This is a genomic window from Oceanicella actignis (assembly GCF_008124525.1).
GTDB classification, from domain to species: domain Bacteria; phylum Pseudomonadota; class Alphaproteobacteria; order Rhodobacterales; family Rhodobacteraceae; genus Oceanicella; species Oceanicella actignis.
The window spans coordinates 357287-372398 of record NZ_VNHJ01000001.1 but is presented as its reverse complement, the minus strand read 5'-3'; the positions used below and the strand labels follow the sequence as shown (position 1 = coordinate 372398).

Here is a 15112-nt window from a genome sequence, read left to right as displayed (position 1 = left end):
ACGGGCCGCCGGCGCTCGCGCGCGCCGGCGCCGCGCCTAGTAGCCCAGCGCGCAGCCATCCTTGCGCGGATCGGACGCCCCGATCAGAACGCCCAGCTTGCGATCAATGGTGACGGACTGGCTGCCGCCGATGGGCGATTCGGCGCGCTCGACGCGGTGACCCATCTGCGCCAGGCGCTCGGCCGCCGCGGCGTCGTAGCCGCGCTCGAGCGTCAGAGCGCCCTTCTCGAAAAAGCTGCGCGGGCCGTCCATCGAGACCTGCGGCTCCATCCCGTAATCGACCAGATTGGTCAGGTGGCGCACATGCCCGCAGGGCTGGTAGGCGCCGCCCATGACCCCGAACGAGGTCGTCACCGCCCCGCCCCGGCGGAGCAGCGCGGGAATGATGGTGTGCATGGGCCGCTTGCCCCCCGCGGCCTCGTTCGGATGGCCGGGGATCAGGTTGAAGCACGCGCCGCGGTTGTGCATCAGCACGCCGAAGCGCTCGGACGCCAGGCCCGACCCGAACGAGTGGAAGATGGAATAGATCAGCGACACGGCCATGCGGTCCTTGTCCACGACGCTGACATAGACCGTCTCGCGGTGCACGGCCTCGGTCGCGGCCTTGACCGGCTCGGGCAGCGCGCGTTCGGGGTCGATCAGGGCGGCCAGGCGCTCGGCCGTGCGCTCGGACAGCATGTGCCCCAGCCGCAGCGCGGCGTGCTCGGGATCGGCGATGAAGCGGTCGCGCGCGTCATAGGCAAGGCGCGTCGCCTCGGCCTCGAGATGCGCGCGCTTGGCGCCGAAGGGATCGAGCGCCGACAGATCGAACCGGCGCAGGATGTTGGCCATCAGGATCGCCGTGGCCCCCTGCCCGTTCGGCGGCAGCTCGACCAGCTCGACGCCGCGGTAGTCGCCGCTGACGGGCTCGACATACTCGCTCTCGACGGCGGCGAAGTCCTCCATGGTGTGCACGCCGCCCAGCGCGCGCAGGGTGTCGACCATGTCCTGCGCCACCTCGCCCTCGTAGAAGGCGGCGCGCCCCTGCGCGGCGATGCGGCGCAGGATCTCGGCCTGGCGCGGCGCGCGAAAGACCTGCCCCGCGCGCGGCGCCGCGCCCTCGATCAGGTAGAACTCGCGCGCCGCGCCGCTCAGGTTCTGCGCCCCTCGGGCCCAGTCGAAGGCCACGCGCGGGGCGACGGGCACGCCCTCTTCGGCATAGCGGATGGCCTGCGCCAGGCTGGCCGCCAGCCCCAGCCGCCCGTGATCGCGCGACAGGCGGTCGAAGGCGTCGACCGCGCCGGGCAGCGTCACCGCATGGGGCGAGCGTTCGGGCATGCGCTCGAAGCCCTGCGCGCGCAGCGCCTCGGCCGACAGCGCCGCCGGCGCGCGGCCCGAGCCGTTGAGCCCGATCACCGCGCCGTCGGGCTTGGCGACCAGCGCGAAGCAGTCGCCGCCCAGCCCCGTCATCTGCGGCTCGCAAATGCCCAGCAGCACCGCCGCGGCGATGGCGGCGTCGACGGCGTTGCCGCCCTGCTCCATCACCTCGACCGCGGCCTTGGCCGCCAGCGGATGCGAGGTGGCGCACATGCCGTTGCAGGCGATCACCTGCGAGCGCCCGGGCTTCTGGAAATCGCGCGTCCTGTCGTAGCTCATCCTGTCCTCCCTGCGCGGCGCGGCGGCGCCGGCGCGCCGCAGACCGTCGGACGATGTCCCCGCCCGGCGCGAATGGCAAGGCGCAAGCGCGCCGGCGGCGCGGCGGCGCGCGCGATTTCCGCGTGCCGGCGCCGCCGCGGCCTTGCCCCGACGGCCCGCCGCGCCCATGCTGAAGGCATGAGCGGCGGCGAGCTTCACATCATGTCGGGGCCGGGCGGCGGCGGGCCCGCGCGCGCCGAGCCGGTGGCCTTCCAGCGCGTCGAGCTGGCGACGATCCTGGCCGTTTACGGGCGCATGGTCGCGGCGGGCGAGTGGCGGGACTACGCCATCTCGCATCTGCGCGAGGCGGCGGTGTTCTCGATCTTTCGCCGCGCGGCCGAACACCCGATCTATCGGATCGAGAAACGCCCGCGCCTTGCGGCCCGGCAAGGCGCCTACGCGGTGATCGGCATGGATGGGCGCATCCTGCGGCGCGGGCACGACCTGCGGCAGGTGATGCGCGTGTTCGACCGCAAGCTGATGCGCGCGCTCGACGGGCGCTGAAGCCGCGGGCCGGCGCGCCGCCCCGCGGCCAGGGGCCGGGCGGGCGCCCGGGGCCCCATGCGCGCACGCGCCCAAGGCCCGGCGCCGCGCGCAGCCGGACGGCCGAAGGCGCCGCCGCCCGCGCCCGCAGCCGGCCATCGCGGCTGGAACATCGCAAGTCGGCGCCGCCCCGCCCGCGCGCCTCAGGGCCGGCGGCGGGGAACCTTGGCGCGCCGCACGCGCTCCTTGACCAGCTTGCGCCGCGGCGCCTTGCCCCGCGCCTTGCCGCGCCGCCCGCCGCCCGCCAGCGCGCCGCCCTCGACCGAGAGCAGCTCGCACACGATGCCGCCCGTCACGGGCATCGCCTCGCGCAGGCGCACGGTCACGCGCTGGCCAAGGCCGATGACGCGGCCGGTGCGCTCGCCCGTCAGGGTCTGCGCCTCGGGATCGTGGACGAAATACTCGCGCCCCAGCGACGAGATCGGCACGAGCGCGTCGGCCCCCGTCTCGTCCAGCTTCACGAACAGCCCGAAGCGCGCCACGCCCGATATGCGCCCCTCGAACACCTCGCCCACGCGATCCTTCAGGAAGGCGGCCAGGTAGCGGTCGATGGTGTCGCGCTCGGCCGTCATCGAGCGCCGCTCGGTGAACGAGATGTGCTCGGCCGTCTCCTTCAGCGACTCCTGCTCTTCCAGCGTGGCGCCGTCGCGCCGCGGATCGGGCCCCCAGCCATGGGCCGAGATCAGCGCCCGATGCACCGTCAGGTCGGCATAGCGCCGGATGGGCGAGGTGAAATGCGCATAGCGCGGCAGGTTCAGACCGAAATGGCCCAGATTCTCGGGCGCGTAATAGGCCTGCGTCTGCGCGCGCAGCACCGCCAGGTTGATCAGCTCGGCGCACTCGCCGCCCGCCGCCTGCTCGAGCAAGCGGTTGAAGTCGCGCGTGCGCAGGACCTGCCCCTTGGGAAAGACCAGGCCGCAGGCCTCGGCCTGCTCGCGCAGCGCGTCCATCTTGTCGGGGCCCGGCTCTTCGTGCACGCGGTAGATCAGCGGGCGGCGCTTGCGCTCCAGCGTCTCGGCGGCGCAGACATTGGCCAGGATCATGAACTCCTCGATCACCCGGTGGGCGTCGAAACGCTCGCGGAAGGTGATCTGCTCGACCTCGCCCTCGGGGCTGAGGACGACCTTGCGTTCGGGCAGGTCCAGCGCCAGCGGCGCGCGGCGCGCGCGGGCCTTGTCGGCGGCGCGCCAGGCGGCGAACAGCGCCCGCACCGGCCCTTCGAGCGGCGCCAGGGCGGGATCGGCCCGCCCGTCTTCGAGCGCCTGCGCCTGCTCGTAGCTGAGCGAGGCGGCCGAGCGCATGATCGCGCGCACGAAGCGGTGGCCGCGCCGCTCGCCCGACGCATCGAGCGTCATGCGCACCGCGATGCAGGGCCGGTCCGCCCCCTCGTGCAGCGAGCACAGATCCGCCGACAGCGCCTCGGGCAGCATCGGCGCCACGCGGTCGGGGAAATAGGTCGAGTTGCCGCGCCGCCGCGCCTCGCGGTCAAGGGCCGAGCCCGGGCGCACGTAATGCGCGACGTCGGCGATGGCCACCCACACCACATGCCCGCCCGGGTTGGCCGGGTCGTCGTCGGGCATGGCGCAGACGGCGTCGTCATGGTCGCGCGCGTCGGCCGGGTCGATGGTCAGAAGCGGCAGGTGGCGCAGATCCTCGCGCCCCTCGGGGCCGACGGGGCGGGCGGCGCGGGCCTCGTCCTCGGCCTCCTGCGGGAAATCCAGCGGAATGCCATGCTCGTGGATCGCGATCAGCGAGACCGAGCGCGCCGCGAACGGGTCGCCCAGACGCTCGATCACCCGCGCGCGCGGCAGGCCCAGATGGTGCGCGCGCGGGCCGTCCAGCGCCTCGGCGCGCACCAGTTCGCCGTCGCGCGCGCCGTTCTCGGCGCCGGGCGGAACCATCCAGACATGCGCGTCGCCCTTGGCGATGGGCTCGACGCGGGCATGGTCGGGACCGGCGCGGAACACGCCCAGCATGCGCCGCGCCCCCGCGCCGATGCGCCGGATCAGCCGCGCCTCGTAGGCGTGGTCCAGATCATGCACGCGCGTCAGGCGGCACAGCAGCCGGTCGCCCGGCCCGGGCGCGGGATCGCCCTTGCGCGGCACGAACAGGATGCGCGGGGGCGGGTCGTCCGATTCCCAGCCCTGCGGCTCGAGAAACAGGTCGCCCGAGGCGTCGGGCTCGAGCGCGATCAGCACGGCGACCGAGGGCATGTGCCCCTTGGGCGCGAGCGCCCGGCGCGGGCGCTTCTCCAGCAGGCCCTCGGCGGCCATCTCCTTGAGCAGGCGCTTGAGCTCGACCCGCGCCGGGCCCTTGAGGCCGAAGGCGCGGGCGATGTCGCGCTTGCCGGCCGCGCCGGGATTGTCGCGGATCCAATCGAGGATCTCTTGCTTGGTCGGAAAGGGTCTGCTCATGGATCGCGGCCTATCATGGGCGGCCCTGATTGGCGAGCGACAAGAACATGGCCTCGATCATCGCCGTGGCGTCGGGGACAGGGGCGGGCGGGCCAAGGCCGCGCGCGCGCGCGTCGGCGGGCTCGGGCGCGCCCGGCCAGCGCCGCCCGGCGCCGTGGATGATGACCTGTTCGAAGGGCGTCGCGCAGCGATGCGCGCGCAGCTCGACGCGCAAGGGCGGCGGAGCGGGCAGAAAGCGCGTCTCGAACCCCGCGCAGCCGTTGCGCGCGCCGATATTGGCCGCCGTGCGCGCCACCGACGCCGCCGCGCCCGAGCCCGCGCGCAACCCCGGCGGCGCGCGCCCGCCATGCAGCGGCTGCACCGGATCGAGCGAGGCGTTGAACAGAAGGACGGGCGTCGGCCTGCCCTGGTCGCAGACAAGGTCCGGCGGCCAGCCGCCCATCACCGCCGCCGCCCCGCGCCAGACCGGGCCGGGCGCGCAGGTCAGCCGCAGCGCCATGAGCCCCCCCTCGCCCATGCCGGCAAGGAACAGCCGCGAGGGGTCGGCCAGCCCCTCGTCGCGCAGCGCCGCGACGATGGCGGCGATGAAGCCGACGTCGTCGGCCCCCTTGCGCGCCAACCCCGCCGCCGTCTTGCGCCCGACATTCCACGCGCGCTCGGGCCCCGCGGCCTCGGGATAGACGACCAGCCAGCCGCGCCGCGCCAAGGAGAACCGCGCCGTCCTGCGCAGATCGCTGGCCGAGCCGCCCGCGTCGTGCAGCGCCACCAGCACCGGGGCCGGCGCGGGGGGCGCGCCCTCGGCCGGCCGCGCGCGCTCGAGCCACCAGCGCCGGGCGGCGGCGCCCTGCCCGACGGCGCGCTTCTCGAGCCGAATCTCGGGCGCCGCGTCGGCCCGCGCGCCGACCGGCGACGCCGCCAGCCCCAGCGCCGCCGCCGCAAGCGCCGCGCAAAGGCGCCGGAGCAGGCGGGCCGGCGCCGACACCGCTCAGCCGTCCGCCGCGCCGTCCGGCGCCGGGTCTTCGGCCTTGGCGGACGAGGCCTTCGCGGACGAGGCCTTCGCGGCGGCCTTCTTCGGCGCGGCCTTCTTCTTCGTCGCGGTCTTTTTCTCGGCGGCCTTCTTCGTCGCGGTCTTCTCGTCGGCGGCCTTCGTCGCCGGCTTCTTCGCCGCGGCCTTCCTGGCCGGCTTGGCGGCGCCGGCGGCCTTCTTCGCCGCCTTCCTGCCCGCCGGCGAGCGCGCGGCCTTTTCGGCGATGAGTTCGAGCGCGCGCTCGAGCGTCACCTGCTCGGGCGGCAGATCCTTGGGCAGCGTCGCGTTGATCTTGCGCCACTTCACATAGGGGCCGTAGCGCCCGTCATGCAGCGCCACGGCATCGCCCTCGGGGTGCTCGCCCAGCACGCGCAGCGGCTCGGCCGCCGCGCGCCCGCGCCCGCCCGCCGCCTTTTGCGCGATCAGCTCGACGGCGCGGTTCATCCCGATCGAGAAGACCTCGTCCGGGTCCTTGAGATTGGCGTAGATGCGGCGCGGCTTGCCGTTCTCGTCGACGGTCTCGTGCATGACGTAGGGGCCGTAACGGCCGATCGCCGCCTCGACGCGCCCGCCCTCGGGATGCTCGCCGATCACGCGCGGCAGCGACAACAGCGCCAGCGCCTTTTCAAGATCCACCGCCTCGGGCGCAAGCCCCTTGGGCAGCGAGGCGCGCTTGGGCTTCTGGTCCGAGCCGGGCTCCTGCTCGCCCAGCTGCACATAGGGGCCGAAGCGCCCGACGCGCAGCGTGACCGGCACGCCGTGCTCGTCATGGCCCAGCAGCTTGCCGTCCGGGCCGGCCATGTCGCCGCCCTCGACCTCGCCGGCCAGGGGCCGGGTGTAGCGGCATTCGGGATAGTTCGAGCAGCCGATGAACGCCCCGCCCGCGCGGCTGGTGCGCAGCGACAGCCGCCCCTGCCCGCAATGGGGGCACAGGCGCGGATCGCCGCCGTCGGGGCGCGGAGGGAACAGATGCGGGGCGAGGACCTCGTTGATCTTCTCGAGCACCTCGGTGATCGTCAGGTCCTTCGTTTCCGCGATGGCGGCCGAGAAGTCGCGCCAGAAGGCCGAAAGCAGCGCCTTCCAGTCCTCCTGCCCGGCGGCGACAAGGTCGAGATCCTCTTCGAGGCGGGCGGTGAAGTCGTAGGAGACGTAGCGGCGGAAGTAGTTTTCAAGAAAGGCGATGACCAGCCGCCCCTTGTCCTCGGGGATCAGGCGGTTCTTCTCCTTGCGCACATAGCCGCGCTCCTGGATCGTGGTGACGATCGAGGCGTAGGTGGAGGGTCGGCCGATGCCCAGCTCTTCCATCCGCTTGACCAGCGTCGCCTCGGTGTAGCGCGGCGGCGGCTGGGTGAAGTGCCGCTGGGCCAGAACCGCGCCCGCTCCGGCCAGCAGCGCGCCCTCGGCGCGTAGCGGGGCGGCCTCGGCCCCCTGGCCGGGCGCGCCGGCGCCGTCCGTCTCGGCCTGCGCGACGCGGTCGAACTCGGCGCGCAGCGCGCCCTCGGCCAGCGTCAGGGCGTCGCCCTCGTGGATCGCGGGCAGGCGGCGCTCGTCCTCGTCCTCGGGATCGTCGTCGCGCCCCTCGGCGTAAACCTTCAGGAAACCGTCGAAGAGCAGCACCTGACCCGTGGCGCGCAGCCCCACCTCGCCGTCGTCCGAGCGGATCTCGACCGTGGTGCGCTCGAGCCGGGCCGCCTCCATCTGGCTGGCCAGGGTGCGCTTCCAGATCAGGTCGTAAAGACGCCGCTCATCGGGCCCCATGCCGGCCAGGCGCTCGGCGTCCAGCGCCATGTCGGTGGGGCGAATGCACTCATGCGCCTCCTGGGCGTTCTTGGCCTTGTTCTTGTAGATGCGCGGGGACTTGGGCACATAGGCCTCGCCCCAGCGCTCGGCGATCTCGCGGCGGGCGGCGGCGACGGCCTCGGGCGCCATGTCGATGCCGTCGGTGCGCATGTAGGTGATGTAGCCGGACTCGTAGAGCCGCTGGGCCGCGCGCATGGTCTGCTGCGCGCCCATGCCGAACTTGCGGCTGGCCTCCTGCTGAAGCGTCGAGGTCATGAAGGGCGGCGAAGGGTTGCGCTGCGCGGGCTTGGCCTCGACCGAGACGACGCGCAGCGGGCGCGAGGCCACGGCGGCGGCGGCCAGCTCGGCCTTGGGCGCGGCGTCGACATCGAACTTGTCCAGCCTGCGCCCGCCCAGCTCGGTCAGGCGCGCCTCGAAGCTCGCCCCGCGCGGCGTGCGCAAGGCGGCGCGCACCGACCAGTATTCGCGCGGACGGAAGGCCTCGATCTCCATCTCGCGCTCGACGATCAGCCGCAGCGCGACCGACTGCACGCGCCCGGCCGACCTGGCCCCCGGCAGCTTGCGCCAGAGGACGGGCGACAGGTTGAAGCCCACCAGATAGTCGAGCGCCCGGCGCGCCAGGTAGGCGTGCACCAGCTCCATGTCCACCTGGCGCGGGTTCTTCATCGCCTCGGCGACCGCGGCCTTGGTGATGGCGTTGAACACCACCCGCTCGACCGGCGTGTCCTTCCTGAGCGCGCGGCGCTTGCGCAGCGCCTCGAGCAGGTGCCACGAGATCGCCTCGCCCTCGCGGTCGGGGTCGGTGGCGAGGATCAGCTCGTTGTCCTCGCGCAGCGCCTCGGCGATCTCGCGCACGCGCTTGGCCGACTGGGGGTCGACCTCCCAGATCATCTCGAAGTCGCGATCGGGGTCCACCGAGCCGTCCTTGGGCGGCAGGTCGCGCACATGGCCGTATGAGGCCAGCACCTTGTAGCCCTCGCCAAGATACTTGTTGATGGTCTTGGCTTTGGCGGGGGACTCGACGACGACGACGGCCATGCGTTCGCGGCTCCTGGGAATGCGGGCTTCGGCGGCGGACCATGGGCGAGGGGCGGGGCCCTTGTCAATCGCCCGTCCGTCGCGCGCCGCCGCCCCCGCCCGCCGCCTCAGCGCGGCGCAAGGGCCAGAAGACCGCCCGGCAGACGCTCGAGCCGCCCCGCCAGCTCGAGCTCGAGCAGGGCGTCGGCAAGAGCGCCGAGGCTGGCGCCGGTCAGGCGGGCAAGCTCGTTCTCCTCGACCGGGGAAAGGTTGAGCAGCCGCGCCACATCCGCGCGCAGCCGCGCATCGGCGCAGGGTTCGGGCGCGGGCCGGGCGCGGGCGAAGGCGGCGCCGGCTTCGGCCAGGCCGGCGTCGGGGGAGTCGGGCGCGCGCTCGGGCGTCAGGACCATGCCCAGCGCCTCCATCACGTCCTCGGCCGAGCGGATCAGCGTCGCGCCCTCGCGGATCAGGGCGTTGCAGCCGCCCGAACGCGGATCGAGGGGCGTTCCGGGCACGCACATCACCTCGCGCCCCTGCTCGAGCGCGCAGCGCGCGGTGATGATCGAGCCCGAACGCTCGGCCGCCTCGATCAGCGCCACCCCCCGCGACAGGCCCGAGATGATGCGGTTGCGGCGGGGAAAATGCTGCGCCTGCGGCTCGGCGCCCATGGGCTGCTCGGACAGGACGAGGCCTTCGCGGCGCATGCGCCGGGCCAGCTCGGCGGTCTCGAAGGCGGGGTCCTTGTCGGCGCCGCCGGCCGTCGCCGCCACCGTGCCGGTGGCCAGCGCGCCGGCATGGGCGGCCGCGTCGATCCCCCGGGCCAGGCCGGAAACCACCGTCCAGCCGGCCGCCCCCAGCTCGGCCGCCAAGCCGCGCGCCAGGCGCTGGCCAAGCGCCGAGGCGTTGCGCGCGCCCACGATCGCCACGCAGGGCCGCGCCAGCAGCTCGACCCGCCCGATCGCCCACAGGATGGGCGGCGGATCGGGGATCTGCGCCAGCGCCGCCGGATAATCCGGCGCGCCCAGCGCCAGCAGCTTCGCCCCCACCGCCTCGGCCGCCGCCAGCTCGCGCGCCGCGGCGTCCTCGGGGCAGACCTCGTAGGCGCGCGCGCCGCCCCGCCCGGCAAGCTCGGGCAGCGCGGCCAGCGCCTTGCGCGCCGATCCGTGCCGGGCGAGAAGCGCGCGGAAGGTGGCCGGGCCCACATTGCGGCTGCGCGCAAGGCGGATGACGTCGATGGGGCGATCCTGGGGCGCGGGGCGGGCGGCGGCGAACTCGAAGCGAACCTGCATGGGGATCCTCCTGTCGCCGACAGAAGGCCCCCGACTCGGTTAAGCCCCCGTTAACGGCGGCGCTTCAGGCTGATGCGGCTTTCCTCGCCGCGCGCCAGGCGGCGGATGTTGTCGCGGTGCCGCAGCCAACTGAGCGCGGCCAGGACCGCCGCGACCAGCACCGCGTGCAGATCGCCCAGCGCCCACAGCCACAGCGGCCCCGAAGCCGTGGCCGCAAGCCCCGCCGCGGACGAGATCCGCGTCAGCGCGGCGACCGCCAGCCACACCGCGCAGGCGCCAAGCCCGGCCAGGGGATCCAGCGCCAGGATCAGCCCCAGAAAGGTCGCCACCCCCTTGCCGCCGCGAAAGCGCAGCCAGACCGGGAACAGGTGCCCGACGAAGGCCCCCGCCCCCGCCAGAACCTGGGCGTCCGGGCCCCAGCCTGCAAAGAGCAGCGCCGCCGCCGCGCCCTTGCCCGCGTCCAGCGCCAGGGTCGCGGCCGCCGCGCCCTTGCCGCCGGCGCGCAGCACGTTGGTCGCGCCGATGTTGCCCGAACCGATCTTGCGCAGATCGCCCAGCCCCATCAGCCGCGCGATGACCACGCCGAAGGGGATCGCGCCCAGCAGATACCCCGCGGCGAAGGCCGCCGCGAGGTAGGGCGCGGCCTCGTCAAGCCCCGGCGCCGCCGCCTGGCCCAGAAGCGCGCGCAGCCATTCGGGGATCATGCCGCCTCCTCCGCCGCGCGGTCGAACACCTGCCGCCCGCCCACGAAGGTCGCCAGCACCCGCCCCTGCATGCGGCGCAGATCGAAGGGCGTGTTCTTGGAGCGCGAGCGCAGCCGCGCGCGGTCCAGCACCCAGGGCGCGTCGGGGTCGAACAGCACCAGATCGGCCGGCGCGCCCGGCGCAAGGCGCCCGCAGTCCAGCCCCAGCAGACGCGCCGGCGCCAGGCTGAGGCGGCGGAACAGCGTCGGCAGATCCATCGCGCCCGCATGGACCATCTGCAAGGCCGCCGGCAGAAGCGTCTCGAGCCCCACGGCGCCGGGCGCGGCCTGCTCGAAGGGCAGGCGCTTGAGCTCTTCGTCCTGGGGCAGATGCGACGAGACGATCACGTCGATCAGCCCCTCGGCCACGGCCTCGACCAGCGCGGCGCGGTCCTCTTCGGCGCGCAGCGGCGGGTCGAACTTGAAGAAGGTGCGGTAGTCGGCGATGTCGAACTCGTTGAGCGTCAGGTGATGCACCGAGGCGGCCGCCGTGACCGGCAGGCCCTGCGCGCGCGCGCGGCGCAGCGCCTCGAGCGCGCCGCGGGTCGAGAGCATGTCGGCGTGGTAGCGCGCGCCCGTCATCTCGACCAGCGCCAGGTCGCGCTCGAGCATCATGCGCTCGGCCATGGCAGGCACGCCCGGCAGCCCCAGCTTGGTCGAGAAGAAGCCCGCCGTCGCGCAGCCGGCGCGGGCGAAATGCGGCTCTTGCGGATGATGGACCACCAGCGCGCCCAGAGACGCGGCGTAGCGCATGCAGCGCGCCATCACCGTGGGATCGGCCACGGGCCGGTCGGCGTCGGTGAAGGCGACCGCCCCGGCGTCCTGCAGGAAGCCCATCTCGGACATCTGCCGCCCCTGAAGGCCGCGGGTCAGCGCGCCCATCACGCGCACGCGCACGGGGCAGACCTCGGCGGCGCGGCGGGCGATGAACTCGATCACCGCCGGATCGTCGACCGGCGGCTCGGTGTCGGGCTGGGCGACCAGGGTGGTGACCCCGCCGGCGGCGGCCGCGAGGCCCCCGGTGCGGTAGCTTTCGCGATGGCGCGCGCCCGGCTCGCCGATGAAGACGCGCATGTCCACGATGCCCGGCGCCAGCGCGCGCCCGGCGCAGTCGATGCGGCGCAGATCGGGGGCGTCGGCCATGGCCGCGGCCAGCCCCGCGCCAAGCCGCGCGATGCGGCCGTTCTCGATCAGAAGGTCGCCGCGCGTCTCGGTCCCCGCCTCGGGGTCGATCAGCCGGGCGTCGGTCAGCAGGGTGCGGGCGGTCATCGCGCGGCCTCCTGCGCGCGCTCGGCGCGGATGTTGCGCGCCAGCAGGTCCAGCACCGCCATGCGCACGGCCACGCCCATCTCGACCTGCTCGGCGATGACCGAACGGTCGATGTCGTCGGCCACGAGGCTGTCGATCTCGACGCCGCGGTTCATCGGCCCCGGATGCATCACGATCGCATCGGGGCGCGCGCGCGCCAGCTTGCGGTGGTCCAGCCCGTAGCGGTGGAAATACTCGCGCTGCGAGGGCACGTAGGCGCCGTCCATGCGCTCTTTCTGCAGGCGCAGCATCATCACCACATCCGCCCCCTCGAGGGCCTCTTCCATGTCGTGAAAGACCTCGACCCCGTAGCGGCCGACATCGGGCGGCAGCAGGGTCGGCGGCGCGGCGAGGCGCACGCGGTTGTCCATCAGCCCGAGCAGGATCATGTTCGAGCGCGCGACGCGGCTGTGCGCGACGTCGCCGCAGATGGCCACGGTCAGCCGGCGCAGGCGGCCCTTGCGGCGGCGGATGGTCAGCGCGTCGAGCAGGGCCTGGGTCGGGTGCTCGTGCCGGCCGTCGCCGGCGTTCACCACCGCGCAGTTGACCTTCTGCGCCAGCAGCGCCACCGCGCCCGAATGCTGGTGGCGCACGACGATGATGTCAGGGTGCATGGCGTTGAGCGTCGCGGCGGTGTCGAGCAGCGTCTCGCCCTTCTTGATGGACGAGGTTTGCAGCGACATGTTCATCACGTCCGCCCCGAGGCGCTTGCCGGCGATCTCGAAGCTGGCCTGGGTGCGGGTCGAGTTCTCGAAGAACAGGTTGATCTGCGTCATGCCGCGCAGTGCGTCGATCTTCTTGTCGGCGCGGCGGTTCTGGGCGACGTAGCGGTCGGCCAGATCGAGGATCGCGGTCACGTCGTCGCGGCTCAGCCCCTCGATGCCCAGAAGGCGGCGATGGGCGAAGGCGGGCGCGGCCCCGTCGGGCGGCGCGGCGTCGGGCGAGGCGCTGGTCATGGCGGAGCTCCGTGCCGGGCGTGATCTGGTCTGCGCGCGGGCCGGGCGCGGTCCTGCCCGGGCGTCGCTGGGCGCAGCTATAGGCCGGGCGCGGGCGCGCGGGCAAGTGCGGCGCGCAAGGCGCCGCGGCGAATGGCGCGCGCAAGGCGCCGGCTCGGTCGCCGCGCGCCATGGCGCACGGCGCATGATGCGCGCGATGGCGGGAAGGTCGCGCGGGACCCGCGATGCGGCGCCGGGGGCGGCCGCCGCAGGGCGCAGGCGAACGAAAAGGTCCCGCCTTCGTTGGGGGGCGAAGGCGGGACCCGCCCCGCGTCGCGGCAAGCGGACCTGACGCGCCAGGGGCCGGCGCCGTCACGGCGACGCCATGCGGCCCCGGCGCGCGCCGCGCAAGGAGCGGACCGGCCGCGCCGCGCGTCCGCGGGACATGCCCCATCTAGGCGCCGGATGCGCCCCCGCGCAAGGGCGCGGGGCTTCGCGCGCCGCTTGACGTCGCGTCGCCGGCGCCCGGCGGGCTCAGCCCGGCTCGGCCAGGCGGCGCGCAAGCGCCAGCGCCTCGTCCAGAACGGCCTCGTCGCCGATGTGATTCGCCAGGATCAGCACCAGCCGCGCGTTCAGCGCATGGCTTTCGTCCTCGGACAGCCCGCGATGCGCCTCGAGCAGACGCGCGTAGAAGCCGTCGGGATCGGCGATGTTGGGATCGGCGGCCAGCTTGCTCATGCCTCGTCCTCCTGCCGCGGCGCGCGGCCCATGGCGCGGTCGAGCGCGCGCGCCAGCTGCGCGCCGTCGCACGCGGTCCAGCGCGCGGCCACATGCTGATCGGGGCGGATCAGGCAGATCGCCCCCGGCGCCTCGCCCAGCCAGCGGGCGCGCATCTCGTCCGAAGGCTGCGGGATGCGCAGCGTCTCGACCCCCTCGGGCGCGGGCGGCGGCGCGGCCTCGCCCAGCGCCAGCAGCGCGAAGCCGCGGCCCAGCCGATCGAGCAGCCAGCCCCAGGGCGCCGGCGCGTCGGGCGCCGGCGCGCCCGGGCGCGAGACCGCCGGCAGCGCGGGGTCGTCGGGACCGTTGAGCGCCGAGCCGTCATGCACGCACGGCGTCGAGAGCCGCCCCGAATTGACCATGCGCCGCGCGAAGGGCGCCTCGGACGCCAGGCGCAGGACCTGGTCGCGGAACAGGCGCTCGACCGGGGTCTTGGGGGTCATGAAGTTGGTCGAGCGCGACGAGTTGAGGATGTTCTCGTCCGCCGCCTGCACGCGCTCGTCGCTGTAGCTGGGCAGCAGGCCAGGCCCGGCCCGGCCCTGGATCGCCGCCGCCAGCTTCCAGCCCAGATTGTCCACGTCCTGCACCCCGCCATTGCCGCCGCGCGCGCCGAAGGGGCTGACGATGTGCGCGCTGTCGCCGGCGAAGATCGCCCGCCCATGCACGAAGCGTTCGAGCCGCCGGCACTGGAAGGTGTAGATCGAGCTCCAGTCCAGCTCGAAGGGCCGATCGCCCACCACCTTGCGGATGCGCGGGATGATGCGCTCGGGGCGGTTCTCCTGCTCGGGGTCGGCGTCCCAGCCCAGCTGCAGATCGATGCGCCAGATGTCGTCGGGCTGCTTGTGCATCAGCGCCGACTGGCCCGAATGGAAGGTCGGCTCGAACCAGAAGCGGCGCTCGGCGGGGAAGTCGGCCTTCATCTCGATGTCGGCGATGAGGAAGCGCTCTTCGAACAGCACGCCCTCGAATTCCAGCCCCAGCATGGCGCGCACGGGGCTGCGCGCGCCGTCGCAGGCGACGACCCAGTCGGCCTCGAGGCGATAGGTTCCGTCGGGGGTCTCGACGGTCAGCGCCGCGCTCTCGGCGCCCTGCTCGAGCGCGACGACGCGGTTCTTGAAGCGCAGCTCGATCAGCTCGGGAAAATCGCGGCAGCGATCGACCAGGTATTCCTCGACGTAATACTGCTGAAGGTTGATGAAGGCGGGCATCTTGTGCCCTTCCTCGGGCAGAAGGTCGAAGGACCAGACCTCGCGCTCGCCGTGATAGGTGCGCCCGACCTTCCAGGTCACGCCCTTTTCGACCATGCGCTCGCCCACGCCCAGGCGGTCGAAGATCTCGAGCGTGCGCTTGGACCAGCAGATGGCGCGCGAGCCCACCGAGACGACGTTGTTGTCGTCAAGCACCACGCTGGGCACGCCGCGCAGCGCCAGGTCGATGGCCAGAGCCAGGCCCACCGGCCCCGCCCCCACGATCGCCACGGGGCGGCGCGGCTCGGGGGCGCCGCGCAGCGCGGGCGGCGTTTCGTAGGGGAATTCCTTGTATTCGTAGCGCACGGCTTCCTCCTCGGCTCGGTGCGGGCCGGGAGC

Annotated in this window: 11 protein-coding genes; 1 reads left to right on the top strand and 10 read right to left on the bottom strand. The window is 73.9% G+C overall.

The window, feature by feature from the left end:
- Positions 1–36: 36 nt before the first annotated feature.
- A complete protein-coding gene (locus tag LY05_RS01725; RefSeq protein WP_148921873.1) occupies positions 37–1635 on the bottom strand; it encodes a gamma-glutamyltransferase family protein in 1599 nt (532 codons plus the stop codon).
- 177 nt (positions 1636–1812) lie between these two features.
- Here LY05_RS01725 and LY05_RS01720 point away from each other — a divergent pair, with 177 nt between their 5' ends.
- A complete protein-coding gene (locus LY05_RS01720; RefSeq protein ID WP_148921872.1) occupies positions 1813–2178 on the top strand; it encodes a DUF2794 domain-containing protein in 366 nt (121 codons plus the stop codon).
- Positions 2179–2360: 182 nt separating this feature from the next.
- Here the strand turns inward: LY05_RS01720 and rnr are convergent, their stop codons facing one another.
- The 9 genes from rnr to LY05_RS01675 all read right to left on the bottom strand — a co-directional run bounded on the left by rnr (position 2361) and on the right by LY05_RS01675 (position 15079).
- The gene (gene rnr, locus LY05_RS01715) at positions 2361–4631 is read right to left on the bottom strand and encodes a ribonuclease R (RefSeq protein ID WP_148921871.1); all 2271 of its coding nucleotides are present in this window, start codon (positions 4629–4631) and stop codon (positions 2361–2363) included.
- Between the two features lie 13 nt (positions 4632–4644).
- Positions 4645–5613 carry a CE1 family esterase gene (locus LY05_RS01710; protein ID WP_072746279.1) on the bottom strand — a complete coding sequence of 323 codons (969 nt, stop codon included), beginning with the start codon at positions 5611–5613 and terminating at the stop codon, positions 4645–4647.
- 3 nt (positions 5614–5616) lie between these two features.
- Positions 5617–8496, bottom strand: coding sequence for a type I DNA topoisomerase (gene topA, locus LY05_RS01705; RefSeq protein WP_148921870.1), 2880 nt, complete (start codon positions 8494–8496; stop codon positions 5617–5619).
- A 107-nt stretch (positions 8497–8603) separates the two neighbouring features.
- Positions 8604–9764, bottom strand: a complete 1161-nt coding sequence (gene dprA / locus LY05_RS01700) for a DNA-processing protein DprA (protein ID WP_148921869.1) — start codon at positions 9762–9764, stop codon at positions 8604–8606.
- A gap of 50 nt (positions 9765–9814) precedes the next feature.
- A complete protein-coding gene (plsY, locus tag LY05_RS01695; protein ID WP_083581142.1) occupies positions 9815–10468 on the bottom strand; it encodes a glycerol-3-phosphate 1-O-acyltransferase PlsY in 654 nt (217 codons plus the stop codon).
- Entirely contained in the window at positions 10465–11775 is a 1311-nt protein-coding gene (pyrC, locus tag LY05_RS01690; RefSeq protein WP_148921868.1) for a dihydroorotase, read from the bottom strand. The genes plsY and pyrC overlap by 4 nt, the downstream gene beginning before the upstream one ends.
- The gene (locus tag LY05_RS01685; protein ID WP_072746282.1) at positions 11772–12770 is read right to left on the bottom strand and encodes an aspartate carbamoyltransferase catalytic subunit; all 999 of its coding nucleotides are present in this window, start codon (positions 12768–12770) and stop codon (positions 11772–11774) included. Before LY05_RS01685 ends, pyrC begins: the two co-directional genes overlap by 4 nt.
- 513 nt (positions 12771–13283) lie before the next feature.
- Positions 13284–13487, bottom strand: a complete 204-nt coding sequence (locus tag LY05_RS01680) for a DUF2783 domain-containing protein (RefSeq protein WP_072746283.1) — start codon at positions 13485–13487, stop codon at positions 13284–13286.
- Entirely contained in the window at positions 13484–15079 is a 1596-nt protein-coding gene (locus LY05_RS01675; protein ID WP_148921867.1) for an FAD-dependent oxidoreductase, read from the bottom strand. Before LY05_RS01675 ends, LY05_RS01680 begins: the two co-directional genes overlap by 4 nt.
- Positions 15080–15112 lie beyond the last annotated feature (33 nt).